At 53.7% G+C, this 26,537-nt stretch carries 24 protein-coding genes and 1 pseudogene; all 25 read left to right on the top strand.

Going from position 1 to position 26,537, the window contains the following annotated elements; all coding sequences use genetic code 11:
- Positions 1-107: 107 nt before the first annotated feature.
- Positions 108-266 (top strand): annotated as a pseudogene (locus WB371_RS23880) (S-type Pyocin family protein); the annotation flags it as partial.
- The gene (locus WB371_RS19000; RefSeq protein ID WP_336221596.1) at positions 267-773 is read left to right on the top strand and encodes a DUF6392 family protein; all 507 of its coding nucleotides are present in this window, start codon (positions 267-269) and stop codon (positions 771-773) included. It abuts the pseudogene before it with no gap.
- 404 nt (positions 774-1,177) lie between these two features.
- Entirely contained in the window at positions 1,178-1,444 is a 267-nt protein-coding gene (locus WB371_RS18995; protein WP_336221595.1) for a PAAR domain-containing protein, read from the top strand.
- Positions 1,445-1,450: 6 nt separating this feature from the next.
- On the top strand, positions 1,451-2,605 hold the full coding sequence (locus WB371_RS18990) for a type VI secretion protein (protein ID WP_336221594.1): 1,155 nt from the start codon (positions 1,451-1,453) through the stop codon (positions 2,603-2,605).
- Entirely contained in the window at positions 2,589-6,005 is a 3,417-nt protein-coding gene (locus WB371_RS18985; RefSeq protein ID WP_336221593.1) for an ImcF-related family protein, read from the top strand. Before WB371_RS18990 ends, WB371_RS18985 begins: the two co-directional genes overlap by 17 nt.
- Positions 6,005-7,579, top strand: coding sequence for a type VI secretion system protein TssA (gene tssA / locus WB371_RS18980; RefSeq protein WP_336221674.1), 1,575 nt, complete (start codon positions 6,005-6,007; stop codon positions 7,577-7,579). Before WB371_RS18985 ends, tssA begins: the two co-directional genes overlap by 1 nt.
- A 46-nt stretch (positions 7,580-7,625) precedes the next feature.
- Positions 7,626-9,323 carry an amidohydrolase family protein gene (locus WB371_RS18975; RefSeq protein ID WP_336221592.1) on the top strand — a complete coding sequence of 566 codons (1,698 nt, stop codon included), beginning with the start codon at positions 7,626-7,628 and terminating at the stop codon, positions 9,321-9,323.
- Positions 9,324-9,373: 50 nt separating this feature from the next.
- Positions 9,374-9,985 carry a hypothetical protein gene (locus WB371_RS18970; RefSeq protein WP_336221591.1) on the top strand — a complete coding sequence of 204 codons (612 nt, stop codon included), beginning with the start codon at positions 9,374-9,376 and terminating at the stop codon, positions 9,983-9,985.
- A gap of 21 nt (positions 9,986-10,006) precedes the next feature.
- Positions 10,007-11,770, top strand: a complete 1,764-nt coding sequence (tssF, locus tag WB371_RS18965; RefSeq protein ID WP_336221590.1) for a type VI secretion system baseplate subunit TssF — start codon at positions 10,007-10,009, stop codon at positions 11,768-11,770.
- Positions 11,725-12,828, top strand: coding sequence for a type VI secretion system baseplate subunit TssG (tssG, locus tag WB371_RS18960; RefSeq protein WP_336221589.1), 1,104 nt, complete (start codon positions 11,725-11,727; stop codon positions 12,826-12,828). Before tssF ends, tssG begins: the two co-directional genes overlap by 46 nt.
- Positions 12,809-13,345, top strand: a complete 537-nt coding sequence (gene tssJ / locus WB371_RS18955; RefSeq protein WP_336221588.1) for a type VI secretion system lipoprotein TssJ — start codon at positions 12,809-12,811, stop codon at positions 13,343-13,345. Before tssG ends, tssJ begins: the two co-directional genes overlap by 20 nt.
- Before the next feature lies 1 nt (position 13,346).
- A complete protein-coding gene (gene tssE, locus WB371_RS18950; protein ID WP_336221587.1) occupies positions 13,347-13,802 on the top strand; it encodes a type VI secretion system baseplate subunit TssE in 456 nt (151 codons plus the stop codon).
- A 70-nt stretch (positions 13,803-13,872) separates the two neighbouring features.
- Positions 13,873-14,433, top strand: a complete 561-nt coding sequence (locus tag WB371_RS18945) for a hypothetical protein (RefSeq protein ID WP_336221586.1) — start codon at positions 13,873-13,875, stop codon at positions 14,431-14,433.
- Positions 14,433-15,266 (top strand): ATP F0F1 synthase synthase, encoded by an 834-nt coding sequence (locus tag WB371_RS18940; protein WP_336221585.1) that lies wholly within the window; start codon positions 14,433-14,435, stop codon positions 15,264-15,266. The genes WB371_RS18945 and WB371_RS18940 overlap by 1 nt, the downstream gene beginning before the upstream one ends.
- A gap of 73 nt (positions 15,267-15,339) precedes the next feature.
- On the top strand, positions 15,340-16,584 hold the full coding sequence (locus tag WB371_RS18935; RefSeq protein WP_336221584.1) for a GIY-YIG nuclease family protein: 1,245 nt from the start codon (positions 15,340-15,342) through the stop codon (positions 16,582-16,584).
- 50 nt (positions 16,585-16,634) lie between these two features.
- Positions 16,635-18,026 (top strand): CoA transferase, encoded by a 1,392-nt coding sequence (locus WB371_RS18930; RefSeq protein WP_336221583.1) that lies wholly within the window; start codon positions 16,635-16,637, stop codon positions 18,024-18,026.
- A gap of 67 nt (positions 18,027-18,093) precedes the next feature.
- Complete coding sequence (locus WB371_RS23875; protein ID WP_420704065.1) at positions 18,094-18,219, top strand: hypothetical protein; 126 nt, start codon at positions 18,094-18,096, stop codon at positions 18,217-18,219.
- Between the two features lie 37 nt (positions 18,220-18,256).
- Positions 18,257-19,585: a VasL domain-containing protein gene (locus tag WB371_RS18925; protein WP_336221582.1), complete on the top strand. Its 1,329-nt coding sequence runs from the start codon at positions 18,257-18,259 to the stop codon at positions 19,583-19,585.
- Positions 19,582-20,247 carry a hypothetical protein gene (locus tag WB371_RS18920; protein ID WP_336221581.1) on the top strand — a complete coding sequence of 222 codons (666 nt, stop codon included), beginning with the start codon at positions 19,582-19,584 and terminating at the stop codon, positions 20,245-20,247. Before WB371_RS18925 ends, WB371_RS18920 begins: the two co-directional genes overlap by 4 nt.
- 1 nt (position 20,248) lies before the next feature.
- Positions 20,249-20,737: a hypothetical protein gene (locus tag WB371_RS18915; protein ID WP_336221580.1), complete on the top strand. Its 489-nt coding sequence runs from the start codon at positions 20,249-20,251 to the stop codon at positions 20,735-20,737.
- Between the two features lie 143 nt (positions 20,738-20,880).
- A complete protein-coding gene (msyB, locus tag WB371_RS18910) occupies positions 20,881-21,594 on the top strand; it encodes an acidic protein MsyB (protein ID WP_336221579.1) in 714 nt (237 codons plus the stop codon).
- 13 nt (positions 21,595-21,607) lie between these two features.
- Positions 21,608-21,847 carry a hypothetical protein gene (locus WB371_RS18905; RefSeq protein WP_336221578.1) on the top strand — a complete coding sequence of 80 codons (240 nt, stop codon included), beginning with the start codon at positions 21,608-21,610 and terminating at the stop codon, positions 21,845-21,847.
- Between the two features lie 38 nt (positions 21,848-21,885).
- Positions 21,886-22,197, top strand: coding sequence for a PerC family transcriptional regulator (locus WB371_RS18900; protein WP_336221577.1), 312 nt, complete (start codon positions 21,886-21,888; stop codon positions 22,195-22,197).
- A 280-nt stretch (positions 22,198-22,477) separates the two neighbouring features.
- Positions 22,478-23,458 carry a hypothetical protein gene (locus tag WB371_RS18895; RefSeq protein ID WP_336221576.1) on the top strand — a complete coding sequence of 327 codons (981 nt, stop codon included), beginning with the start codon at positions 22,478-22,480 and terminating at the stop codon, positions 23,456-23,458.
- Between the two features lie 109 nt (positions 23,459-23,567).
- Positions 23,568-25,697 (top strand): DUF4459 domain-containing protein, encoded by a 2,130-nt coding sequence (locus WB371_RS18890; RefSeq protein WP_336221575.1) that lies wholly within the window; start codon positions 23,568-23,570, stop codon positions 25,695-25,697.
- Positions 25,698-26,537 lie beyond the last annotated feature (840 nt).

Here is a 26,537-nt window from a genome sequence, read left to right as displayed (position 1 = left end):
TGAAATATAAAACATCAATTTTACTTCTTGTGCCGCTTTTTCTTTGTGGATGCGATAAAAGCGATCAGGCTGTGAACGAAGTTATGCAGAGTGACGTGATGACATAAAAGGAACTGGATGCCAGTGATCTGGAATCTGCTTTTAATGATAATTGGGGTGCTAATGCCGAATGCCTTAAAAGCAAAGAACATGGTGTGAGTAATGAAAAGATCGAAGAGATTAGGACCAAGATACACGAATTAAACCGAAATGCGGGGTTATATTAAATGAGTATTAATATTGAGACATTGGTGAAACAATTAGGAAAACCATATCAAGAAATTTATGATATGGGGTTGATGCCTTATAAAACAAAACCTTATGGTTCAGTAAGTGATAGTGTTGCTAGTTTAGACATGAAGCGCGAAGGAGTGTCTTTATCCTTTATTAACAATCAAGAAAAAAAACTTAAAGAAGTGACGCTAAAGTTAGAGGATGACGGTAAAGCCGATTGGATATTCCCCAATCAGATGCCTTTTGGTTTGGAACCTGTTATGGCCCAGCAGTGGGTGCGGGCACGCTTCGGGTTACCGATGATTTATGCTGATGCAGAAACAATAATGACTATTTATATAGGCGTGAAAGAAGTTTATGCTCTACCAGCCCCTTATCAGCATATCGCTGCAGCGTTTACCTATAATAAAGATCTTTTTGTGGAACATATTACCTTTTATCCACTGGAGCGAGCCAAGGAAATTCTGGCTGCGTTAGAGAAAAAACGATTGGGTAGATAGCAAGCACAATGGTCCTACCAACGTAGGACTGTTTTTCGAGTAGTGGATGCGCTAACCCAATGAAGTAATATGCTGCCTGATAAAATACTACTGTGCAGGCGTAGATTTGCCTGTTCATTGCGTAGGGTGGTTATATGGGAATGATTTTTGAGTGCTATTTTAACATGAGTGTTGAACATTAATGAAAATATTAAGTGGGTTGTGTAAAACTAATGCGAATTAGTTTTATTTCTACATAGGATCATGAGTGATAATTCTTAATGAACTAATGGTTTCTTTGTGTGAGTGAATTGTGTTCACTACGATTGATAAATTTTAAAATGGCTTTTCTGCTGGCGGCGATGTTATTGATGTTAGACTGGATAGAATTATTAAGTGATGTGAAGTCCTGAGGAGGAATTATTATGTCTAAAGGTTTCGTCTTACTCGGTGATAAAACTACGCACGGTGGTTCCGTTATTTCTGCATCCTCCACCATGACAGTAAACGGTAAAACGGTTGCTCTGGTGGGCGACAAAATCAGTTGTCCGGTTCAGGGGCATGGAACTAATTCCATCATTGAAGGTTCACCAGAATGGTCTTCCGATGGTAAGGCTGTCGTTGTGGATGGCTGTAAATGCCAGTGCGGTTGTCAGGTTATTTCCAGCGCACCGGATTGCGCAATAGGGTAAATCATCATGGGCTGGGAACGAACTAAAGCGATAACCTCTGAACTCTCATCGCCCCCCGCGTTGGGCTGGTGGTTACTGGCGGGTGTTCTGGTGGTGATCGCGGGAGTATTGATCTTTATTCTGCATGCCTCCGGAACGATAAGAGCACTGTCAGCAATGAATATCTGGTGGGTATCACTGGCACCTGTTGGCTGCTGGCTACTGCTGTTCTGCCTGCGCAGCTATTTATGGGGGCGGGAGGTCAATGAGTATCAGTTTTTGCAAAAAGAAGCGCGACATGCCCAGCAACGGTGGGAAGCGTGGGCAGAACGTTATCTGGTTATTCTCCGGAGCATTGTTTTTTTGCCGGACAATCTCACGGTGTTTTCTCTGACGAGTGAACTGCCTCAGCAATATGGCCTTACCCGCAGGATTAATTACCTTCCCGTATCATCATCTGATGTCAGCACAATAAAAATATTGCTTGATGGCACGGGCGATGGTTTGCGGTCGCTTCCGCCAGACCTTCCCCTGCGGGTAACGCTTGTGGCGGATACTCTTTCTGACGGGATGGCCGAAGGCTTTACCTCCGTCTGGCTCGAATTATTTCCCGGGCGTCCGGTTCCGGGTGACATTACCGTTACTGATTCGCTCTCTTTTTCCAGGGTGGAAGAGCGCATCAAACAACCGGTGCTGACGGCAGATCTTATCCTGGTCATGCAGCTTAACGGCGGTGAGGCGTATTCCGACGGCCTGACGGCACTGCTGTTGACCAGTGATGACGTTGCACAAAAATTCCATTTACCCCATTCATCGCGTTTACTGCGCCCGATGCCGCTGGACATGACGAAATTCGATGATGACATCACGCTGTTCCTGGAGACCCAGGCTGCGGCTTGTCGGACGTCCAGCGTACTGGGCGATACAAAGGCCTGGACGGAGAAAAGCGCAGCGCTTATCACCCGGGGAGGAAAAATGAATGCTCCGTGGAAGGCCGAAAATATTGCGCTGCTGGAGAAGTGGTGCGGCATACCGGGGCCTTTTGCGCCCTGGCTGCTAACCGCACTTGCTGCCGATATGGTCAGTCAGCGTCAGCAGTCACTGTTAGCGCTGTTCAGCTCAGAACAGGAACATTTTATCAGTACCATCATCCCAGGGAGTGAAAATGAATTTACCGGGTAATGGCCTGGGCCGGTTTGGCCGAATCGGGCTGATACTGGCAGGGCTGGCCGCCATCTGGTGGGGTATCATCCGCTTCGGTGGCGTTGTGGGTATTGATACCCGGGGGGAACGGCTGCTGGCATTTGCATTAATCTGTCTGGCGCTGGCTGTTGTTCGTTATCTTCCGGCCCTGTCCCGCCATGTTAAAGAAAGCTTTCATCGTCGCAAATCACAGCAGGCAAGCAGTTTACCCGGTGAGGAAGGGCGTGTGGCGCAGACGCCACCCCGTAATGTGACGATGGGTGAGATTCGCCAGATGATGCGCCATCAGTACGGGCGCTTCTGGTTCCGCAAAGTCCGTATCCTGCTGGTTACCGGTAGTATTACTGATGTCGAACAACTTACCCCAAAACTTCCCCGGGAACTCTGGCAGGAAGATCAGGGCACGTTGCTTCTGTGGGGGGGAGATCCGGCGTCTCCCGCAGATGCTGCCTGGCTGACGGCTCTGCGTAAACTGCGCCATCGCCCGGTGGATGGCATGGTATGGGTGACGTCTGCCTTTGACCGCCTTTCGGGCTCAGGGAGCGAACCGGCAGCACCGCTTACCACTGCAGCCATGGATACCCTGGCGCATGCCCTCACTGCCCGTTATGGTGAACTGGGCTGGCAGGTACCACTGTATGTCTGGTCACTGCATCCACGTGCCGGAGTTCAGACCGGGCGCGTGACCCAGCCAGTAGGATGCCTGCTGCCAGCAGGGTGCTCATCGGAGACGCTGGCAGGTCATTTGAGTGATCTGGTACCGGTACTGACCGCGCAGGGTGTTCAACAGGTGTGTGGCGACCCGCAACATCACTTTTTACTCGTTCTGGCTGATCAGCTTGCCCGTGAACCTGAGAGTCTCGCCGGGCCTTTATCCGTGCTGCTTAATCCGTACCGTCCTCTGCCTCTGGCTGGCGTGGTGTTAAGCCAGCCGTCGGCTGGGGCGGAGCGGAGTATTGCCCACCATTGGGGGAAAGATAATCGCTGGGACATCCTGCCTGAAGTCGTACAGGCGTTACCCGCAGGCTTACGTCCACGTAAACCGGGTGTCAGCTGGCAACAGATAGCGGGTGTAACCGCCGCCGCTCTGCTGGTGCTCTGGGCCACCGGCTCCGTTACTGCTTTCCTGGTCAACCGTTCCGCCATCCACACCGCCCAGGAACAGGCGCAGACCGCCGCAAATGACAAACAACCGCTGCCCGCCCGGTTACAGGCCCAGCTCGATGTGCAGAAAACCCTCGGTCAGCTTCAGTACCGCGCCGCACACGGCGCACCGTGGTACAGCCGATTCGGCCTGAACCAGGACGATGCGCTACAGGCCGCCCTGTGGCCGCGCTACCAGGAAAGCGCGTTACCGTTGCTGCGTGACGCCGCGGCCCGGCATCTCGAATCGCAACTTACCGCCTTCACGCAACTGCCACCGGACAGTCCGCAGCGCGAACACATGGCGAAAGCCGCCTACGACCAGCTAAAACTCTACCTGATGCTCGCCCGCCCGGAAAAAATGGACGCCGCCTGGTTCAGCGCGCAGCTGCTGCGCGACTGGCCGCAGCGTCAGGGCGTGCCGGATGGCGCGTGGCAGGGCAGCGGCCCGGCGCTGTTATCCTTTTATGCCGCCAGCCTGACCACTCATCCCGGCTGGCGTCTGTCGCCGGACGATGGTCTGGTGAATCAGGCGCGGACCCTGCTGGTGCGCCAGATGGGGATGCGCAACAGCGAATCCACCCTGTACCAGAAAATGCTGGCACAGGTGGCGAACCAGTATGCCGATATGCGGCTGGCGGACATGACCGGGGAGACCGATGCGGCCCGCCTGTTCACCACCGATGAGGTGGTGCCGGGGATGTTCACCCGCCAGGCCTGGGATGACGCGGTACAGCCCGCCATCGATAAGGTGGTGAATGAACGCCGTGAAGAGATGGACTGGGTGCTGAGCGACAGCAAACAGTCCGCCACGCAGCAGGCCTCACCGGAGGCATTGAAACAGCGGCTGACGGAACGCTACTTTGCCGATTTCAGCGGGGCCTGGCTCGATTTCCTCAACAGCCTGCGCTGGACGCCTGCCGCCACGCTGTCGGATGCCATCGACCAGCTTACCCTGATGGCGGATGTGCGCCAGTCGCCACTGGTGGCGCTGATGAACACCCTGAACGTGCAGGGGCGCACCGGGCAGACCCGTGAGGCCATCTCAGACTCACTGGTGAAATCGGCGAAGAACCTGCTGGGCAGCGACACCCAGCCCGCCATCGACCAGAGCGGCGGCACACATGGTCCGCTGGACGCAACCTTTGGCCCGGTGCTGGCGCTGATGGACAATCAGGCGAAAGGGACAGGTGCCACCGACCTGAGCCTGCAGACCTTCCTGACCCGCGTCACCCAGGTGCGCCTGCGCCTGCAACAGGTGACCAACGCCGCCGACCCGCAGGCGATGACGCAGACCCTGGCGCAGACGGTGTTCCAGGGCAAGGCGGTGGATTTAACCGAAACCCGCGACTACGGCAGCCTGGTGGCCGCAGGCCTCGGGCAGGAGTGGAGCGGGTTCGGGCAGACGGTGTTTGTCCGCCCGATGGAGCAGGCGTGGCAGCAGGTACTGCAACCCGCCGCCGAAAGCCTCAACGCCCAGTGGCAGAGCGCGGTGGTGGATGACTGGAACAGCGCGTTTGGCGGGCGTTATCCGTTTAAGGATGTCAGCAGCGAGGTCTCCCTGCCGCTGCTGGCGAAATACCTCAACGCCGACTCCGGGCGCATTACCCGGTTTTTGCAGACCCGGCTTAACGGCGTGCTGCACAAAGAGGGCAGCCACTGGGTGCCGGACAGCATCAACGCCCAGGGGCTGACCTTTAACCCGGCATTTTTGCAGGCGCTGGACACCCTGAGCCACATTTCTGATGTGGTGTTCACCAACGGGGAGGCCGGACTGTCCTTCGAGCTGCGGCCCGGCACGGCGCGGGACGTGATGCAGACGGATTTGATTATCGACAGCCAGAAGCTGACCTACGTGAACCAGATGCCCGCCTGGAAGCGGTTCACCTGGCCTGCCGATACCGAAGCGCCGGGCGCGGCGTTAAGCTGGATTAGTACCCAGGCCGGAACCCGCCAGTGTGCCGATATGTCCGGGAGCTGGGGCTGGATACGGCTGCTGAATAAAGCTACCGTCAGCGCGTACCCCGGCACCGGCAGCAGTTACAGCCTCACCTGGCAGGCGCAGGACGGCAGGCCGCTCAACTACACCCTGCGTACGGAAGCCGGGGAAGGGCCGCTGGCGCTGCTCAAATTGCGCAACTTTACCCTGCCGGAGGCCATCTTCAGCGTGGGTGCGGCAGCAGCGACACAGGCCTCCGCCAGCACCGGCGATACCGCTGACGGGGAGAGCTGGTGATGGCCTCCATTCATACCCTGCTTGCGGTCTGCCAGGCAGAGCCTGACGCCCTGGCACAGCAGACACAACAGCGTCTTGCCCTGTGGGATAACTGGCTGGAGCCCATCGCGACAGATAAGCCTGCTGGTGACGACCCCGGCTATGACGATGATTTTCAGCAGATGCGTGAAGAGGTGAATAAGCTCTCCGGCGCCGATACGGAACTTATCTGCCGGTCAGCCGAAAAACTGCTCACCACCACCGCGAAAGATATCCGCATCGCCACGTACTACGCCTGGGCGCGTCTGCACCGCGATGGCGAGGCCGGGCTTGCTGACGGTCTGGAGCTGCTGGCCGGGCTGACGCAGCGCTTTGGCGCACAACTGCACCCGCAGCGGGAGCGCAGTCGTCAGGCGGCGCTGGAATGGCTTGCCAGTTCCAGAATGCTCGACAGCCTGTCGCGGTACCCGGAGGTCAACAGCGCGGATACCCTGCGCATCGCGGGCGCGCTGCTGCTGATGGAGTATACCGCAGAAGGTTCGGTGCCCGGCGCACTGTTAAGCGCCCTGGAAAAACGCCTGCAACAATCCGGCGGCGTGGATGCTGTGGTCCCGCAGAACGTCAGTGACAGCGCCTCCGCCACGGCAAACAGCGGTGCGCCGCTGCTGAGCCGCATCACCTCCGGGCGTGACCTGCTGGACCAGGCCCGCCTGCTTGCGGATTACCTGCGCGAACAGCCCGACGGCTGGCTCTCTGCCCATCATCTGATAAAGAGCATCCGCCACGACACGCTACACCAGTTGCCGCCGCTTGCCGCCGACGGCAAAACCCGCATCGAACCGCCAAAACCTGACCAGCGCGCGCTGCTAAAACGCCTGTATCTGCAACAAAGCTGGCGGGAACTGCTGGAGGAGGCCGACAGCCTGCTGTCGCGCGGGGCGAATCATCTGTGGCTGGACATCCAGTGGTATCTGCATCAGGCGCTGCTGAAATCCGGGCGCGATGCGGAAGCAGCGATTATCCAGGCCGACCTGAAAGGCCTGCTCTCGCGCCTGACCGGGCTGGAAGGGCTGGCGTTTAACGACGGCACGCCGTTTGCCGATGAGGTGACGCTCGCCTGGATACAGCAGCAGGTGATGGATAATCCGGGCAACTGGCAGGATGACTCAGCCACCCGTGCGGGCACCGCGTCCGGCGATGACGATATCCTGCAACTGGAGCCGGAAGCCTTACAGCTTGCCGACAGCGATGGCGCGGATGCCGCGTTGCTCTGGCTGCAGAACCGCCCCGGCGTCACCACCGTTCGCAGCCGCTGGCTGTTGCGCCTGCTGATGGCGCGACTCGCTGAACAGGTAGGCAAAAACGAGCTGGCGCTGCACCTGCTGGGGGAACTGGACGCACACGCCGCCGCCGTCACGCTCAGCCAGTGGGAGCCGGGCCTGCTGTTTGAAGTGAAGGCCCGCCGCCTGAAACTGCTGCGGATGAAGGCCGGGCGCAGCGAGGCCGACAAACTCCGCCTGCTGCCTGAAATGGAGCAACTGCTTTGTGGGCTGATTGCCATCGATCCGGCGCGTGCTGCAGTGCTGTGTAACTGAACAGGCCGAATGACTGAATTCTTTGTGGATACTACGGAGACATGTAATGAAAAAAATGCCACTGGTGAGCTATTTCACCCTCAGCGTGGGTATTACCACGTTATTTCTCTCGGCGTGTACGTCTCAATATGAAAACGATGGCGCGTCACCTTTCTCTGTCAGTCCCTACTCATCGGTTATTATATCGCCAAAATATATTGCAACATCCGGTGGAATTTTGAACGGAAAATCGGTCCTGATTAAGGACGGTATCATTGAGGATGTCTTTGCGAATGCGGAGGTGGCGCAGAAAGCGAAATTAAACCAGTCACTGATCATTCAGGCACCGGACGATGTTCTGTCACCGGCCTTTATCAATACGCACGATCATATTAACTATAACCAGAAAGGGCCATTGCCGGAGTTAAGCTGTGAAAATAAAATGAAGAACCCTGATGTGACATATAACCAGCGCAATGACTGGCGTAAAGGATGCCGTGGGCTGATGAAGCTCACTGCGCCTGCAGACAACCAGCCTGAGGTGGTGGCATGGAATGAGCTGCGTCAGTTGATCAGTGGTACCACGCTGGTGGTCAGTAATGGCGGCACGCCGGGTTTTGTCCGTAACCTGGGCGACAGTGATGATAAAAATAATCTGCGGGAAGGGCTCCATTCGCCCTCTGTCCGGGCGGACACCTTTCCTCTGGGGGATACGGCGGGTTGTGATTATCAGCTTCCTGCTGGCGACGGTTATCCGAAACACCCCTCTGTGCAGCAGACAGCGGGTGTTATTTATATTGCCCATATGGCGGAAGGCGTGGACGCTGCTGCGAGAAATGAATTTACCAATATCAGCACACCGGCAGGTACAGAAAATGATAAACGGGTGAATATTCTGGGGAAAAATGTCGGCCTTGTGCATATGGTTGCTGTCACTCCGTCAGATATTCAGAAGGTTAAAGATTCGAAAACGACGGTTATCTGGTCGCCGCGTTCAAATATGGCGCTTTATGGCAATACTGCCCCTGTGGCATTACTGAGCCAGCAGGGGATAAATATTGCGCTGAGTACCGACTGGTTATATTCCGGTTCGGCGAATTTGCTGGATGAGTTACAGGTCGCGCAAAAATTGAATGCGGATTATTTTCATCACATACTCAGTAACCAGCAGTTGTGGAAGATGGTGACGGTGAATCCTGCTGCGCTGCTTGATGCGCCGCTGGGGGATATTAAACCGGGGCGGATTGCTGATGTGGTTCTGTTCAACGTGGCGTCCCGTGACAAAGCGTCTCTGCAGGATATCTATGGCCTGGTAATTAACTCTTCACTGCAGGATGTGGATATGGTGATGCGTTCAGGCTCGCCGGTGTATGGTGATAAAGCGCTGCTGGCGACATTTACTCAGACGGAGCCGGAACAGTGGGATCCTGTTGACGGTGCGGAATTCACCAGCAAGCTGAGCAATAAAATCATCAATACGGTAAATGAAACCCGCGATCGTTACCCACAGGCACTGCACTTTGCACAGTTAGCGGCGATGAATCAAAATACCTGGGGACTCATTCCTGATGTGAATACAGAAGCCTGCCCGCTGCCGCTCCGCCCGCTGAACCGGCTGGCTAACCCTGAGCATGAAGTTCCTTACCCGGCGTTTCCCCGTGCCGAAGATAAAGATCAGGACGGGATAAAAGATGGCAAAGATAATAAAACGGAAATCTTTAACCCGCTGCGACCGGTTGACGAGGGTAAACAAATCAACTGGTAACCTGCGGATTCGCAGGCCTGCCCGAATACCGGGTTTACTCCTGAGGAATTATGGATATTATTAAATTAATTCTTTCTCCGCTCATTACATTTTGCCTGGGTCTGCTCTCCATTTTTTATCAGAAAAGAAAAAATCATGATTTTTCGGACCTGACGGGAAATGAAAAATATCAATTTATTGTTAACTGGCTTGAACTGAAAAAGAAATGCCCGGTTATTAATAATGCGTCATATGCAATTTATGACACATTTTATTACGCCCATGGTTTTAAGTATGGTGTGGAATTTAATGAAAGCATTATTTCGTTTGTTCTGGAAAGTCGAATATCGTTTCTGGATAAGGAACTGAATGCTTTCCTGGGTACGTCTTTTTTGATGCGTGACGGCGTTCAGAGTCCGTGGGCAAGAAGAAAAAGACGACTTGCTGTTGTGACGCTTTTTCCATGCTGTCTGTTTTTATTTGTCATGCTTTGCAACTGGTCAGGTTTATTTTCATCTTATGTAAACGAACCGGTACGTTCGCTCTGGCCCTGGTTGTGGGGGCTGTCAGTTGCGTCGTCTTTTGTCATTTGCCTTTGTTTTTGCGGTTATTTTATCGCTCAGGTTGAGCGTTCAAAAAAGTTCTGGAAAAAACTATACCGCTACTTGAACCAGGGATGCTAATTATCCCGAAAGAGAGTTTCCATGGAAGACTTAACCCTGCGTTATTTTGACGCCGAAATGCGCTACCTGCGCGAGGCGGCAAAAGAGTTTGCACAGACCCACCCTGACCGGGCGGCGATGCTCGACCTCGACAGGGCGGGAACGCCGGACCCGTATGTCGAGCGGTTGTTCGAAGGTTTCGCCTTCTCGATGGGGCGGCTGCGCGAAAAAATCGACGACGACCTGCCGGAGCTGACCGAGGGGCTGGTAAGCATGCTGTGGCCGCACTACATGCGCACCATCCCGTCGCTGTCGGTGGTGGCCTTCACGCCCGATGTTCCGGCGATGAAAATGGGCGAGGTGGCGCCTGCGGGGCTGGAGGTGCTCTCCCGCCCGGTGGGGCCGAAAAACACTGTCTGCAGCTACCGCACCACGCGGGATATTACGCTCAACCCGCTGGCGGTCGCCGGGGCGGTGATGACGACCGAACCGGACGGGCGCTCCGTGCTGCGTATCCGCTTTGCCTGCAGCCCGCAGGCCGACTGGGCGCAGGCGGATCTGCGCACGCTGTCGCTGTACCTCGGCGAGGATGCGGTTACCGGCAGCGCCCTGCATCTGTGGCTGACAAAACGTCAGGCCGGGCTGTACATCCGCCTGCCGGGGCAGACGGAGCGGATAAAGCTCGACGGGTATTTCTCACCGGGTGGCTTTGGTGATGCAGACGGCCTGTGGCCGAAGGGCGGCAGCGCCTTCAGCGGTTACCAGTTGCTGCTGGAGTATTTCACCTTCCGTGAAAAGTTTATGTTTGTGCAGCTTAACGGGCTGGCGGATATCACGCTGCCTGCCGGTATCGACGGGTTTGATATTGAGGTGGTGTTCAGCGCGGTCTGGCAGAGCGATTTACCGGTGACCGACAGCACGCTGCGCCTGCACTGCGTGCCGGTGATTAACCTGTTCACGCTGGAGGCCGACCCGCTGACCATTTCAGGGCTGGAGAGCGAATACCTGCTGCGCCCGAAGCGTCTGCAGGACGGCCATACCGAAATTTACTCGGTCGATGCGGTCACCGGCTCCGGGCGCACGGGTGATGCCCGCTACGTACCGTTCACCAGCTTTCGCCATCAGGGCGGCATGATGCGCCGTCATGCGCCGGAGCGTTACTACCACACCCGCGTGAAGCGGGGCGTGACCGGGATGCACGACACCTGGCTTATCCTTGGCGGGCAGCAGTGGGAGGCCGACCGGGCGGTGGAGCGTGAAACCGTGTCGCTGCGCATTACCGGCACCAACGGCCAGCTACCGCGCCGGGCGCTACAGAGCACACTGCTCGACCGCTGCGAGCAGATATTCGAAACGTCGGTGACGGTACGCAATCTGTGCAAGCCGACGCTTCCGGCGTATCCGCCAGCGGAAGACCGCTTTCACTGGCGGGTGATGAGCCATCTCGGCACCCGCTTTCTGAACATGATGAGCAGTGCGGAGGTGCTGCGCGGCACGCTGTCGCTTTATAACTGGCGCGATGATGAGCTGAACAACCGCCGTCTGGATGCCATTCAGGAGGTGCGCCATCACCGCATTCAGCGCTTCGAGGACGGTTTTTTGCTGCGCGGGCTGGATGTGGAGGTGACCCTCGACAGCCACGGTTTTACCGGCGAGGGCGATGTTCACCTGTTCGGAGAGATGCTCAACCGCTTTTTTGCGCTGTATGCCGACATGAACCAGTTTAACCAGCTCACGCTGATAGTTCAGCCTGAAGGGAAATGTATCCGGTGGAAAGAGAATCACAGTCCACGCCTGCCCGGCTGATGGAGCAGCTACGGCCTCAGTTGCCGTACATGAACTTTTACCGCTTCTGCCAGCTGCTGGAGCAGAGTCAGCCGGGCGCGCCGGTGGCGGGCAGCGGCTGGCAGGTGAAACAGGAGCCGGTGCGCTTTCGCCCGCATCCGGGAATGGGCTTCCCGGCCAGTGAAATCAAAGGTATGGACGACCCGGAGCCGCAGCATCAACACCTGCCGCCGTCGGTGCGGGTCACCTTTATGGGGCTCTATGGTGTGGAGTCACCGCTGCCGACTCATTATATCGACGATATTGCGCAGCGGCGGGAAGGGTATGAAGCCACCTGCGACTTTCTCGATATCTTCAACCACCGGCTGATAACCCAGTTTTATCGCATCTGGCGCAAATACTCGTACCCGGCGACCTTCGCCCCGGGCGGCACCGATGACACCTCACAGTATCTGCTGGGGCTGGCGGGGCTGGGGATACCGGGGAGTGCGGCGTCTGTCGGCACGCCGTTGTCGCGCTTTCTGGCGCTGCTGCCGGTGATGCTGCTGCCGGGGCGTACGGCGGAAGGAATGGGGGCGCTGGTCAGCCTGCTGGCCCCGGACACCCGTGCGGAGGTGTTCCACCATGACCGCTGCCGTATTCCGCTGAAACAGCAGGTCACCATGAGTACGCGTCATCCCGTCAGCCTGAAACACCGTCCGGTGATGGGCGCGCACGGCACCGATGTGAACGGTCAGGTGCTGCTGCGCCTGACCACCGGTAATCCTGATGAAGTGCATGGCTGGCTGCCGGGAGGCGACCTGCACCGTGACCTGGTGGCGCTGCTGCATGTGTACCTCGGCGCACATCTGGATGTCCGGTTGCAGCTTTGCGTGGCCCGGCATCTGCTGGCGGATGCGCAGCTATCCTGCAACCCGGACCACGCCGTACAGCTCGGGCGCACGGCGGTGCTGCGGCCACTGAAGCCTGACAGTTCACGCCACCATGACATTATCACCATTCCTCTGGGCCGCTGGCAGCGGGTTCAGGAAAACATTCACCGAAGGGAGAGCGATGAAGATGGCGACTATCGCTGGTAAGACATCTGCTGTATTGCTGGCACTGTTACTGACCACGCTGTTAACCGGCTGCGGCCTGACGCAGCGCGTAACCGACAGCACAGTTTCAGTCACGAAATCCATTTTTTATAAGCAGGTGAAAACTCTGCATCTGGACCTGCGCGCCCGCGAGGGGGTGAACAACAACGCGAACGGCGCGGCGCTCTCTACCGTGGTGCGCGTTTATCAGCTAAAAGACAGCAAGGCTTTTGACAGCACCGACTATCCGTCGCTGTTTGCTGACGACAGCCAGGCCATAAAGGCCGACCTGCTGGCGGAAAAAGATGTCCGTCTGCGTCCGGGCGAATCCGTGACGCTGGATATGCCGATGGACGACGGTGCACAGTTTGTGGCGGTGGCGGGGATGTTTATGGCCCCGGACCTGGCAAACAACACCTGGCGACTCACCCTGACCCGTGATGACCTCGACCCGGACGACGCCCGCATCATTGATGTCAGCAACAATCAATTGTCCCTGCAACCGCGTAAGGATGACTGAGATGCCCAACCGCCATCACACCCCTTCTCTGTATGACATGCTCTACGGCAACTTTACCGGCGACCTCGACCTGCATAACGTCAGCGAAGAGAATCAGGTGATTTTATCGGTGCTGGATAATATGCAGTGCATCCTTAATACCCGCGCGGGCAGCATCAGACATCTGCCGGACTACGGCCTGCCGGATATGACCCAAATTCTGCAGGGGATGCCGGGGACTGCCCACGAGTTAATGGAAAAACTGTCCTCTGTGTTGTTGAAATATGAGCCGCGTCTTACACGTATCAGCGTGGTGCTGCTACCCCAGATTGTACCAGGCGAACTGGCTTATGCCATCGATTCTGAACTCAGGGGCGTTGGTCTGGTGCGCTACGGCACGGAGTTTATGCCGGAAGGGCGCGTGCTTATCCGCCACCTTAAGCGGCAGGGCTTCATTAAACATCCTGCGCGCTTATAGCGACTGAACGCAGGGGGCGATGAGTGCCAGTCAGACGGGAAAAATGCAAAATCAGGAGAGGCTCAGGACAATGATTAATGTGCTGTTTCGGTTGCTGCTGACCTTTAATGCTACATCGCTGTTGGTTGCCATTTTTCTTATTCAGAAAAAGTTCTCAATAAGCCATTTCCTTTCCGGAAGTCATCGTTTCAGGGAGATCGTGGCATTACCGGATATCGTGTCTTACCTGCTTTATCTTTTACTTCCCGTGTTACTGACATGGGTCAGCGTATTGCTGAGCGGTTGCCTTGGAAAGGATAGCTTCAAAAAAGGGCAGATAGAGAGTATTGAATATGCTAACAACAGTTTTTTACCCAGTTATCTGGGCTATTTTTTTGTTGCACTCAGTGTGGCTGACTGGGAAACGCTGCGGTTTGTCTACGGGATGTTGTTTATCTTTACCTTCCTGTCTCAGGCGCTTTACTTCAATCCGCTGTTTTTGCTGTTCGGTTATGAGTTTTATAATGTGAAGACTCGTCATGGCGTCACGCTTTTCCTGATTAGCTACAAAAAATACAAAAAGCCTGGTGATATCGACATTGACAAAGTGTTTCGGATTAATAACTACACTTTCATTGAAAGGAGAACGTAGTGGATCATGTTTTTGCGGTAGTTAAAGACAAACGAAAACAATTATATTTCAAATTAATTTCAGACTGTTCGATTTTTAAGAAAATTAATATTACTGTGGCTGACTGTATTCCTTATAACCCTGATCATAACCTTGATGAGGATGCCTGGTTTAAGGTTGAACAATTCAGTCAACAACCATTTTGCCCGCAGATATTAACAGACCCCTTTGATGAAAAGGAATATGATGAACTGACAGCGGCGCAGTTCGGTAAAATCAGCTGTCTGGTGTCTGTACAAAATGGTGATTTTTATTTTCAGAAGTTAACCCCCTCTCTGTTTGTCCGCAAAAAAACTCTTTTATTTGGTGAATTATTCAAAATAGAAGAGGATGAAAAAAGGATCGTCGTGAATGATATTCCTGATGCGGTCTATCTGCCTGAGCAGGATGCTCTTATTTTCCGCAGTCTCGCAACAATCTCCGGCCTTTTTACGGGTATTGACCAGCTATATAAAGAGGCGACGAATGAAGAGGTTGAGGACTTCCTGGTTGAGCCCTTTATTGCCCTGGCAAATGATTACAATGTGGAAAAAGTCTCCAAACCGAACCGTAAGCGGATCTCTCTTGCGATGACAACACTGGAGACGATGTCAGTAGAAGATAAAGAGGGGATGCTGACGTATATTGATGATTACTGTAGCCAGAAACTGACGTTTGATCATCTGAACAGTACGTTTGAAATTTCCACAGATGAAGAATTGAAGTTGCTTCTTTATGGCATTGAGCAACGCTTTTATACAACGCCCTTTGGTCATGAAAAACGCCTTGCCAACTCCGTCATGGCGCTGGGGTAATATTGCTGTTATTGCCGGTTTCAGTACGTTTTCCCTCCTGTGGTATCTGAATTAAATTGTATGGAATATAACAATGGCGAAAAGAAAGAGTAGTGGCGATGCTGCTGTGGGGATTTTAATCATCACCGGCATCATTGTGTGGGCCGTTTATGCTGTCATCAGAGTGTTAATTAATATTAACGAACGCTTTATTGAGTCTGCATCCGGTCCGGCAGGCGTTATCGGGCTCTTCTTTGGCCTGCTGTTGCTGGTCAGTCTGCTTATCAGATTGTTTATTTACCGGGGATTTAAACAGCGCACCGCTGAACTTGAACAGGCCAGAGGAGAGCTTGAGCGGCAGGAAAATGCGTTCAGTGAGCGGGTTCATCACGAGGTGGAGCGCTTGATGTCCGGTGAGCGTAAACGCCTCAGGCACCGCGAAGAGCAGTTTAATGAAGCCAGAGCCAAATCATCCCGTGCGCTTCAGCGCATTGTGGACTCTGCGTATACCTTTAAGGTGAAAACCCTGCTTGCCGGAACCTCCATCAATAACTGGCAAAGTAAGTACAATCAGTTACGTAAAGAGATAGCCGGTTATGCGGCTATTCGTGAAAAAATCACTCACCTGGAACTGCAGGATAACGCTGACTGGAACGACGTCAGGCAGCAATTCCTGGACAAGGTTGCGTTGCTGGAAAAAGCTCAGGAAGAGAAAGAATATCAGGCAGAAATAAAACGCCAGATGCGTGATGAAAAGCAACGCCAGGATGAACTGGACAGACAGCAGCAGGAAGCGGAAGAAGAGCAGCGTCGTCTAGAAGAGCAGCAGCGGGTGCTGGAGGAAGCGCTTCTGGCGGCTGAAGGCGCACACCGGGCGGAGCTGGAAAGACAACGCCTGGAGCTTGAACAAAAAATCCAGGACGTTCACCAGCAGTATGAAAGAGCCAAATCCATGGCTCAGCTCACCCGGCAGGGGCACGTCTACATCATTTCGAATATTGGCTCATTTGGTGAAAATGTTTACAAGGTCGGGATGACCCGGCGGCTTGAACCGATGGACAGGGTGAAAGAGCTGAGTGATGCTTCGGTACCGTTTGATTTTGATGTTCATGCAATGATCTCCTGCGATGATGCCCCGGCGCTGGAGAAAGTGCTGCACGAACATCTTGAGCACTACCGGATGAACAAAATCAATCTGCGCAAAGAGTTCTTCCGGGTGGATCTGACGAAGATTATCCACGAAGTGGAGCGCCATCACGGGCAGATTGACTATATTGCCGATCCGGTGGCGCTTCAGTACTGGCGAAGCCTGGACAGCACGGATACCGAAGCGGCGTAACGATGGAGTATCGCACACTACGATGCCCTGTATCGCCGGAGTAACCTGTTATGAGTGTACAAACCCTTTTCGACAATCTTCGCAGTGAGCTGGGGCTGGATATCTTTCCGGCTGACAGCGTCACGCTGAACGGTGAAGACCCGGTGTATCCGACGCCGTTTCGCACGGGTGAAGCGGCTGCCGCCATACTGGCCCTGCAGGGGGTAATGCTGGATACATTACGTACAGGTCAGGGGATGTATCCGCAGAATATTGCGGTGGACTGCCACAGCGCGGCAGCGTCCACCCACGCGGTCACTTTCCAGCGCCAGAATGGCTATAACTGGCAGTACAATGACCCGGACTATCCGACAACCGATTTCTATCGTACCGGTGATAACCGATGGATATTTCTGCACGGGGGCTATCCGAAACTGCGCGACGGTATTCTGGATATCCTGAACGTACCCAATAATCGCCACCGTATTGCCGATGCGGTGATGACCTGGAATGCGGAATATCTGGAATCCACGCTGGCGGATGCGGGGCTCTGCGGGACTGTCGCCCGCACGTCTGAAGAGTGGCTGGACCATCCGCAGGGCCGTGCGGTGAGTGCGGAACCACTGGTTCGTCTGACGCGGGTCAGCGACAGCGCGCCGCTTTCCCGCCGCTACGGGCTGGCGCAGACCCTGCAGTGCCTGCGCGTGCTGGATTTTACCCATGTGATTGCAGGACCCACTGCCACCCGTGGCCTGGCGCAGATGGGGGCCGATGTGCTGCATATCGCCTCGCCGCACCGTCCACGCATTCTGCCGTTTGATGTGGATACTAATCACGGCAAGCGTAATGCCTGGCTGGATTTGTCCGTGTCAGCGGACCGCCAGACAGCAGCACAACTGGTGCATGACGGGGATGTGTTTGTACAGAGCTATCGCCCGGATGCGCTGGGCCGCTACGGCCTTAGCGTGCCGGAAATGGTGCGCCTGAACCCGCATCTGATAGCCGTGAACCTGAACTGCTACGGCCACAGCGGCCTCTGGAAAAACCGCCCTGGATTTGAGCAACTGGCACAGACCTGTACCGGGATGGCGATGGCGCAGGGCGAAAATCAGCGGCCACTGCTGGGGCCAACATACCCGAACGACTACCTGACCGGATATCTGGCCACGCTTGGCGTGCTGATGGCGCTGGAGCGTCAGGCCCGGGAAGGTGGGGCCTGGCAGGTGGATGTCTCGCTGTGTCGCACCGCCACCTGGCTGCAACAGCAGGGGATGGCGACGGGCTCGCGGGAAGCGCAAGGACCCGGTGAAGAATGGATTGCCGCGTGCATGGAAACCGAAACCGGCCCCTTTGGTAGGCTGAATTATTTCAATACCGCATTAAGTCTTGAGAAAACACCGCTGCGCTTTACCCGACCCGCCATGCCGCTCGGGGCACACCTCCCTGAATGGCTGAACCGCTGAATCGTTCACCCCGGCCAGACTTCGTGCCGGGGAGGGGGACACCCCGCCAGGCTGCAGCCGGAAGAGCCTGACGCTGAAAGTGCCGGCCTGCCGGGAGAGAAACAGCCTGCAACTGAACGCTGAATGCAGCGACCTTAATTTAAACAACCGTACCATTTATTTTAGCGCGACTAAATTTACCATCATGCGCTGAAGGTCTCCGGTGACGACGGCATAACAGAGGGACAATGATGTCTTACGGAACTTCACGGCACCTGCGCCCGGGCGGTGACCCGCGCACATTGCCGGATTACACGGCCCTGTGCGACGAACTGAACAAACTGACCCATCCGGCGCGCCCGGACGTGAACTGGCTGTACGCCGAAAAGCTCTGTCTGTCGCTGTTTGAACACAATGGTGTGGAGCTGCAGACCGCCGCCTGGTACACCCTGGCGCGGACACATCTGGCCGGGCTGCAAGGTCTGAACGAAGGGCTGGCGATACTGGAGGCATTACTCACTCACCAGTGGGGCTCACTCTGGCCGCAGCCGGTTCATGCCCGGATGGCGATACTTTCCGGTCTGAGCCAGCGCCTGCAGCAGAAGATTCGCACGCTGACGCTGGGTTATGCCAACCTGGAGCCGCTGTACCAGGCGGAGAAGCATCTCACCGCCACCGGCGACGTCCTTCAGCGGCTGGAACTGAAACATGTCAGCCAGCTTGACGGGTTACGCTTACAACTGCATAACGCAGCGGTACGGCTGGAAAACAGCGATGGTGCCGTCACGGAAACTGCAGCGGTTGCGTTACCCTCACCGACAGCCACCCTCAGCGACCACAACACGGCGGAAAAAACGCAATGGGTTTTCGTGGCGCAGCCGGAGCCACTGCCGGGCATGACGGTTATCAGTCAGTCACCGCTCCACCTCTGGAAACCGTTTGTTGCCGGGATGTTCGCCATGCTGGTGTTAAGCGGTGCCGCCCTGTGGGGCTGGCAGATGCTGCACCGGCCAGATCCGCGGGTGGAACAGGTTGAGGCATCTCTCCGGCTGCCGGAGCCTTTGCATGACCTGACGCCGCGAACGATAAGCCTCAACGCCGTTCAGGCCCGTGAGGGCATTCGCCTGACGGAACAACAGCTTGCGCGGCTGGGTAAATTGCCGCCGGACTGGGTGCTGCGCTACGGCAGCCAGCTGGTACAGCAGGCACAGAGCCTGTGGCCGGAGCAGGCAACGCCCCTGGCGCAACAGTGGCAGCAGCAACTCAGCACAGAAGCACTGCCCGCTGAAAATCTCGGTGGCTGGCATCAGGGCATGGCGGAGCTGCAGCAACTGACGGATAAGCTCAATGCGCTGGATGAGCGCAGGGGGCGCTACCTGACCGGCAGCGAGCTGAAAACGATGGTCTATGACATCACCCGCGCATTCAGCCAGAGCGTGCCGGTGGAAGAGCAACTGCGCCTGTTGTCGCAGACGCCGCCAGGACAGCCTCCTGCTGCACTGCAAAGCCAGACAGAAATAGCGCTGAAGCAGCTTACCGCCCGCTATGCTCTTATCGTGCAGCGGGAACCGGGCCGATGAGCTACTCCCCTCCCTGCCGGAACCACCGGTCGCCCTGGACGCTGCGCGAGCTGGATTTTGTGGAGAAGCATTACCGCCAGGATATGACAGCGGTGGAAATCGCCGAAAATCTTGGCCGCTCTCCAGCGTCGGTCCGCTCTGCCGCAGGCGCTCTTGGATGTTCACGCAAAAATGGCCCGGCCTGGACGGAGGCTGAAAAGGATATTCTGCGCACCCACTACCTGGAAGGCAATGCGGCAGTGAGGGCGCTGCTGCCGGGGCGTACCCGGGGAATGGTCAGCTGGATGGCGGGCAGGCTGGGGGTGGTGAGCGCGAGAAGCTGGAGCCGGGAAGAAGAATACATTCTGGCCGCTCACTACCCGCAGGAGGGAACCGCAGTATCGAAATATCTGCCGGGCAGGACGACGGATGCAGTGAAACTCAGAGCCTGTGAGCTGGGGATTAAATTTCTGGGTGGTGGGGAAAACCGGCAGAAAATGTGGAGTAAGGAAGAGCTGGCACTACTGCAGAAATATGTGCATTTGCCGCTGTGCGAACTGGCGGTGAAGTTTCCCGGACGCACTTACCGTTCGGTGGGTAAAGCCCGTGAACGGCTGCACAGGCAAAAAGTCAGAATGAACAGGATGACAGCGTCAGGCAACAAATCAAAAGCGGGGAGATAAGGTGTCAGTCAGGGAACGTTTTTTTAAAAAAGTGCAGCAAAAGCAAAACGCAGCCACGCCCGGTGGCGGCTCAGTTGAGGATGATATCCGGGCCTTCTGTGAACGAATGGTTGTGCTGGCCCGGCAGATACAGCAGTGGTTTGATGGCTCCGGCATTGAGGTGGTTATTACGACAACATCCCTGCAGGATCTGAGTACAGTGGGGCGCAGCCTCAACAGCGGTGTGTCCCGATATGACATTACCACCATCATGCTGCAGAATGGTACCCGCAGCGTCAGCATCCGGCCTGAGCAACTGTACCGGAATGGCAGTAAGGGCTGTGTGACGATGACTGTTGACGCTCTGGAGGGGACTCCGGATAAACAACGCTTTCATCTGAGTATGGCTGCGGAAGCGGGCTGGTTTATCCGGAATGAACATCAAACCGCGATGAACCAGAGCGTCATGACCGAAGACCTGTTCTTTCAGGCCATTGAAAATCTGGCATAGCGAAACAGAGATTCATTAACGAACCGATGCTCTGTCTGACAGACGCCCGGATATCCGTCACACAAAAATAACAACGTATTTCTTATTTTGCCGCCAGCCCGGCTCCTCTGGTTTCATTATTACTAATTGCGAGGAAAAGTATTGTGGGACTGACCTATAAAGACGATGAGGATTTGCATTTTTTACAGCACTGCTCGGAAGAACAGTTAAAAGTGATTGCTGCATTGCTGACGCAGGACGATAAAGGTAAACAGCGGCTTGCCAGCGAATTACTGAAGCATGATGCGTTTAAAGCGCTTGAAAACCATCCTGAACAGCATCGTCGTAACTGGCAGTTAATTGCCGGTGAACTGCAACATTTTGGCGGGGACAGTATTGCCAACAAGGTTCGTGGTCATGGCCTGCTGTACCGGGCGATACTGCTGGATGTGTGTAAACGACTGAAGCTGAAAGCTGAGAAGGAAATGTCCACGCTGGAGATTGAACAAAGTCTGCTGGAGCACTTCCTGCGTAACAGCTGGCAGAAGATGGATGAAGCTCACAAGGCAGAGTTTCTGGCGGCAGTGGATGCAAAGGTCACTGAGCTGGAAGCCTTACTCCCTCAGCTGATGCAGGATAAGAAACTGGCTGCTGGCGTATCGTACCTGCTCTCAGGACAACTCAGTAAAATCCTGCTTACCCATGCCGCCATCAGCGTGGTCGGGCATGGCCTGCTGCGTGGTGCTGGCCTGGGTGGCCCTTTTGGTGCGGCGCTGAACGGGGTGAAAGCCGTCAGCGGCAGCGCGTACCGGGTGACCATTCCGGCGGTACTGCAGATAGCCTGCCTGCGCCGCATCCTCTCTGACCAGGCCGCCTGATGCTGGCGTTATAGTGCGTGTGCTGTTAACCACCCTGCTGCTGGCAGGGGGTACCGGCAAAGCGGTATCCCAGAAGCTGGATGAATTTGCTGATACCGACAGTGCGGTAATGATTTGTTGCCCTGTACCCAACGGAATGGCCTGTGACTGGCTGACGGAAGCAGAAGACGGACACGAAAAAATGATGCTGGCACGGCTCAGTAAGAGTACGGGAATAACGACAGCGGTCTGTCCTTTATTGCCTTCTGCATAAAGACCGGTGGCTGAGGATGTTAAGGAGAAGGGATAGCGATGTCTGAAAGGGTTAATGATGCTACTGCTCAAAAGCTGGAAACCGCAGGTTTATGGCGCAGGGCAGCGGCCCGCTGGCTGGTGGTAATGAACAGTACTGAGCATACCGATGCACAACGGGAGTGGATCCGCCAGCGACGTCAGTACTGCCAGTCGATGGTGGTACCTGCGGTTATTGCGCAGGAAAAATTAGATATTTCGGCGATCAACAAAGCAGCGAATGCCGCACAGGAAAAAATGGGAATAGCTCAGCCGAATGGCGCAATGTTCAGGGCATTTTCGGATCAGGTCAGGAATATGAAGAAAAAATGATTCATCACGGTGTCTGAGCAGCGGGTAAGTGAAAGCTGCTGCCAGTACCATATTATGTTGACCCGGGAGAAATAACCGGAAAAGTATTGTGCACAGACCTGTGTTCATTTCTTCGGTGGTCATGGCCTGCATATTTTAACGGTGGCGCAGGTTTCGGTAGTGCCCTGTGCAGGAACGTCGGATGAAAAACAAAATACCTTTGTTATTTCTGTACGCAAGCCAGGTGAAATTGACGCTGGTTAAGCAGTGTTGTTATTGATATTTCATTATCAGGAAGAGTATGAATCTTAATTATGTACGCGCAGCGACCAGTGCGTCGCTTATTTTACTGAGTCTGGTGAGTTTTTCTTCTTCAGCGGAAGTCGCGCTGAGTGCGACCGATAAGCAACAAATTAATGCGCTCCTGGACCGCTGGAACGACGTTTTTAATCACCATGCTGATGCGCAGCCGCAGATGGTTTATGCCGATCAGGTTGAATGGTACGGAAAATCGATGTCTGTGCAGCAGGTGACTGCCAGCGAGCAGGCGTTTGTGAAAAAGAATGAGGCGTATTACGTTCAGAGTATTGCCAGCCAGTTGATGATTCAGCCTGCAGGCGATGAAGAGTCACAATCCGCCAGGGACGATGTGCGGGTGACTTTTGTCAAAAACGTGTTGCTCAGCTCCGGGCATGAAGAAAATTACCCGGCAGAGTTTCTGGTCCGAAAGCTACAGCAGGGCTGGCGAATTACCGGCGAAACGGATGGTATTACGCGCTATAACCAGAAAGAGAAGAGAGACGCTTCCGTTGCTAAAGGGAAGTTTGACGGTGAACATGTCAGCTACGTCTGGACTACGTCGTTCGATCCCCGCACCGGAGATGTGTGCACCGAAGAGACGGACTGTAGCAGCCTCCTGTGGAGCAGCGATCCCAGCGTTGCGCCCGTAAAAATCGCCAATCGGTTGATTGAAGGCATCACTGTACTGCCGTCGCTGGATAACAGCGGGCGGGACCGCGTGGTCATCCATACCGGATCGGAGATGGGCGCATGGACACCACTCTATCTTTATGATATTCAGCAAAAGCAGTGGATACGGGATATTGCGCCGATTTCATATAACGTCAACGTCGAAGAGGAGCTCTCCGATTCCGATATTATCAAACCGGATACGGCGCATCCGGGGCATGTGAACGTTGTTCGCGCCGATATGGAGGCTGTTGCCAGCGATAGCGATGAGGTAACGAAAACGACCTCTGAAAAATTACTGGTACTGCAGTAATAACCCATTCGCACAGATAATAAGATCATAGAAAATAGAGTGGTACTCACCGGCTATTTCTGGCAAAAATTGAAATACTGATTTTTTTCGCGACGCCATGATTATATGAATGATTTTGATCGACAATGGACAGCGAGTTAAACATTCAGGTAAATTGTCTTCGCCTGCAATCAGGCTCAGCAGGGAGAAATATTTTTCTAATATTTATGCCTGCCTGGTATGTTCATCATTAACAGGTCAACTGACAGTAATGGATAATACACGTATATTAATAATTCTGACTGGATTATTATTCATTAGTACAGCCGTGGTCGCAAATGACAGAGCGGCAGAAAATTCGTCGAAACCCATTTATTACCAGGGGAAGAAAACAGATTACAAACCCGGAGATTTTAAATTCTTTGGTGAAAGTAGTGAACCCTTTATGGGAGGAGAAAGTGACGAGTATACGGCAACGGCAGATGAATGGACTGGCATTTATGCTGATTCAGTGACTTCAGATCACTGGCAACGGGTCATACCCGATGATGGCTCTATCTCAGATGGCGCGCCATGGTGTTCTCTGCAATTTATGGAGAAGAAGGACAACACGGTTACGGTTACCGGAGATGAAAATATACGATGTGTGGAGCTTCTTGCGACTTCAGAAAAAGAAGGGGTGATCCCAAAAGGAATGAAAGGCACCTTATTAAATTATGGCGATCATAATGAATTCATTCCTCAGGTAAAAAACATCACCCTTCCAGGTGAATATCCTGAAGCCTCCCGTACTCTGCTTACGTTAAGAACAAAAGAAACGCGTGCGAAAACCGCTGGCGACCTGAAGATTATGCTGAATGAGATTTATGCCCGATACGGCTATATCTTTGTCGCGGGTGGAGAAATGGACAAATATTTCAGAAAGCAACCCTGGTACCATCCTGTATTTACAAATGTCGATGCGCTTATCACTGATACAGAGCATGAAAATATTAAATTATTAAAGGGCTTACTTTCTCCGGAATCACAGAAGAAAAAAGCGCTCTACATAGAAAATACAACGACGTTTTGTAAGGCTCTGGCGGATAATAATATTGAGTATATCATGGATAATACATCGAAAGATCTGACTGGAGATACTGATATACCTATAGGACGTGACAGTTTAAAAAAATCATGGTCAGCATTCAGAGATATGATGCTTAATCGCCCTGAGAATTGCCCACGAAGTGTTGATGGATATAAATATTCTTCATTTTTATATAATGAACCTGCCGAAATTTATTATAATTCACACTTTGCATTTGATGAAAGTAAAGGAAAGTATGTTTTAGACTCTGTCACTACAGCTATGCCCTGCTATAAAGAGGGTGAAAATATTACGCTGAATGGCGTGGTAGTCAAAAGAAAACACGCAGTTGAAGATGAAAATGGTGAACACGAAGAAGCTGACATTGAATTGAAAACAGTAGAGCTTCAGTGTGTTTCTGGTGCAAATATGGATCAGCATCAATGGGACAGGTATGTTCAGTTAATTATCCCGTCAGATAAATACCCGGAGTACGAACGAATGGTTGGCAAAAAAGCCACCTTACAGGGGAAAATTGTTATAGCGCAATCTATGTACCATATGACACCTGTACTCCTGGATCTGACGGATATTGACGAGCCTGAACCTGCTGAAAAAGTAGCTGGTTCAGCTCCGCTTAATGACGCGCAAAAGCGTGAAATGCTGACCCAGTTTCAGCAATTCCAGAACGCGTTACGGGAGAAAAATGTTGCAAAGGTGAAATCCTACCTGGAATTTCCTGTTCGCTGGGAGATGACATTCCTGCCTGAAAATAAAGATAATCCACCAGAGGAAATGACAGAGGCGTTGTTTGACCAGTATTCTGCATCCATCATAGATGAACTGAGTTCACTGAGCCTGATTACGGTGGATCCGCAGACGCTGGCAATAAATGAACATCGGGATAATGCGTTATCGGCTAAGGAGCAAAGCAGGAAATATTATCCTGCGGATGATGATGATGAAAACCTGTACTACTATCTGGAAAATGGTCAGAGACATTTTGTGAATGGTGTGTGCGATGCCATCAGTAATGCTGAATTCAGTGATGATGAAATGACGGCGTATGTTGGATCTTCAGCGAATGAGCAACTTCCTGGTTTGTCTGAGCTGTGTGATCATTCACAGAATTTTGGGTTTGTTCTTATTAACAATAAACTTCGTCTGAAACATTCTGACTTTGCTGGTTAGTTGAAGAGTCAGCAGGGCCGGCGATTACTGTGGATAAGAGGACATGGTATTACAGTAGTCGCGAGTGAGTCGGTACTGAAGATGGCGATGTCGTCGAATGAGGAAAATCTTCCATTGCTATTATGGAATATTTGTAGAAGAGTAATTATTAACAAATGTCCTTTGTATTTCAGAAGTGCAGTAGCGAGCAGAGGATGACTGTAAAATAAGAAAGGGAAAATGCGGCTGAATAATTCTCAGATATAAAAAATCGGTATCAGTATTTTAATAAATTATCAGGAAATTAAAGCAGGGTTAAGGCAAAGGATGCGAAAAGTTGCGATTAAAGGAGACTACTTATTTCAGGGGGAATCCCCGGATAATCTACCAGGGCTGTGGCGGGCATTTCAGGCTGTATGCATGGATGGGGGCGGTCGGCGCAGAATAGGTGCCTGTTAGCCTGGTGTAGCCATTGTTTATGCATGTTCAGGCCGGAAGCAGGGTTACCAGTGTATGGTTGCTGCCAGCGGTAATGGTGTACCGGAGCGCCTGCGTATCAAAGGCTACCGTAGCGGCATCTGGCGTGCCTTTTACCAGAAACGTCACTACGCCGGTGAGCTGTCGGTATGAACCGGAAACATGGGTAACACTTTAGACCGGATACATGGGTAACAGTTATAACTGGCATAGAAGAGGGGACTCACTATGCCCTGGACTGAGACCCAACCTATGAAACGGAGACTGTAATTAAAATTGTGTAATTGCCTGTTTTTGATATGTTCCTCCCAACTACGGAGACAGGCAAATTATGGACGAGAAGAAGCTTAAAGCCCTCGCGGCTGAACTGGCTAAAGGTCTTAA

Source organism: Citrobacter amalonaticus (assembly GCF_037053465.1).
Classification (GTDB): Bacteria; Pseudomonadota; Gammaproteobacteria; order Enterobacterales; family Enterobacteriaceae; genus Citrobacter_A; species Citrobacter_A amalonaticus_H.
This window is presented reverse-complemented; position numbering and strand designations above follow the sequence as displayed.

Bases quoted from the DNA above. Each gene is read 5' to 3' on its own strand.
- WB371_RS19000 (WP_336221596.1), top strand. From the start codon at position 267: ATGAGTATTAATATTGAGACATTGGTGAAACAATTAGGAAAACCATAT.
- WB371_RS18995 (WP_336221595.1), top strand. From the start codon at position 1,178: ATGTCTAAAGGTTTCGTCTTACTCGGTGATAAAACTACGCACGGTGGT.
- WB371_RS18990 (WP_336221594.1), top strand. From the start codon at position 1,451: ATGGGCTGGGAACGAACTAAAGCGATAACCTCTGAACTCTCATCGCCC.
- WB371_RS18985 (WP_336221593.1), top strand. From the start codon at position 2,589: ATGAATTTACCGGGTAATGGCCTGGGCCGGTTTGGCCGAATCGGGCTG.
- tssA (WP_336221674.1), top strand. From the start codon at position 6,005: ATGGCCTCCATTCATACCCTGCTTGCGGTCTGCCAGGCAGAGCCTGAC.
- WB371_RS18975 (WP_336221592.1), top strand. From the start codon at position 7,626: ATGAAAAAAATGCCACTGGTGAGCTATTTCACCCTCAGCGTGGGTATT.
- WB371_RS18970 (WP_336221591.1), top strand. From the start codon at position 9,374: ATGGATATTATTAAATTAATTCTTTCTCCGCTCATTACATTTTGCCTG.
- tssF (WP_336221590.1), top strand. From the start codon at position 10,007: ATGGAAGACTTAACCCTGCGTTATTTTGACGCCGAAATGCGCTACCTG.
- tssG (WP_336221589.1), top strand. From the start codon at position 11,725: ATGTATCCGGTGGAAAGAGAATCACAGTCCACGCCTGCCCGGCTGATG.
- tssJ (WP_336221588.1), top strand. From the start codon at position 12,809: ATGGCGACTATCGCTGGTAAGACATCTGCTGTATTGCTGGCACTGTTA.
- tssE (WP_336221587.1), top strand. From the start codon at position 13,347: ATGCCCAACCGCCATCACACCCCTTCTCTGTATGACATGCTCTACGGC.
- WB371_RS18945 (WP_336221586.1), top strand. From the start codon at position 13,873: ATGATTAATGTGCTGTTTCGGTTGCTGCTGACCTTTAATGCTACATCG.
- WB371_RS18935 (WP_336221584.1), top strand. From the start codon at position 15,340: ATGGCGAAAAGAAAGAGTAGTGGCGATGCTGCTGTGGGGATTTTAATC.
- WB371_RS18930 (WP_336221583.1), top strand. From the start codon at position 16,635: ATGAGTGTACAAACCCTTTTCGACAATCTTCGCAGTGAGCTGGGGCTG.
- WB371_RS18925 (WP_336221582.1), top strand. From the start codon at position 18,257: ATGTCTTACGGAACTTCACGGCACCTGCGCCCGGGCGGTGACCCGCGC.
- WB371_RS18920 (WP_336221581.1), top strand. From the start codon at position 19,582: ATGAGCTACTCCCCTCCCTGCCGGAACCACCGGTCGCCCTGGACGCTG.
- WB371_RS18900 (WP_336221577.1), top strand. From the start codon at position 21,886: ATGTCTGAAAGGGTTAATGATGCTACTGCTCAAAAGCTGGAAACCGCA.
- WB371_RS18895 (WP_336221576.1), top strand. From the start codon at position 22,478: ATGAATCTTAATTATGTACGCGCAGCGACCAGTGCGTCGCTTATTTTA.
- WB371_RS18890 (WP_336221575.1), top strand. From the start codon at position 23,568: ATGATTTTGATCGACAATGGACAGCGAGTTAAACATTCAGGTAAATTG.